The 506-nt window shown below is 40.5% G+C and carries 1 protein-coding gene; it reads right to left on the bottom strand.

Annotated elements, in window-relative coordinates; genetic code table 11:
* Positions 1 to 506: glycoside hydrolase family 3 protein (locus A8B35_RS05045; protein ID WP_317041857.1), on the bottom strand; the 506-nt coding region annotated here is incomplete at both ends.

A 506-nucleotide genomic window follows, 5' to 3' on the forward strand; every position in this document is an offset into this window, starting at 1 on the left:
CTTTAAGATGCGTTACAAAAGCTTCGCTAATCATATCCATATCAATACCAGCATCTAAACTTAATTGTGCAGCCTGCTTGGCATCTTTAGCATATCCGTGAGGAATTAATTCAGTAATAGCCGTATAATCAGTAACCACCATTCCTTTAAACTTCCAACTATCGCGAAGAATATCAGAATAGAGGTATTTATTTCCGGTACAAGGCACGCCATTTAAATCGTTAAATGCAGTCATAAAAGTACCTACCCCTTCATCAATAGCAGCCTGAAAAGGAGGGAAGTAGGTCTCGTGTAATCTATGCTCCGACATATCGGTAGTATGGTAATCTCTACCTGCTTGTCCGGCACCATAGGCAATAAAATGCTTTGCACAAGCAATAAGTGTATTGTTATCGCTTAGGTCGTTGTAATCAGAAATACCCTGAAAACCTCTCACTCTAGCGCGTGCCACAAGAGAACCTAAATATACATCTTCACCTGCACCTTCAATTACTCTACCCCAACGT

This window comes from Saccharicrinis aurantiacus, assembly GCF_001660705.2.
Classification (GTDB): domain Bacteria; phylum Bacteroidota; class Bacteroidia; order Bacteroidales; family Marinilabiliaceae; genus Saccharicrinis; species Saccharicrinis aurantiacus.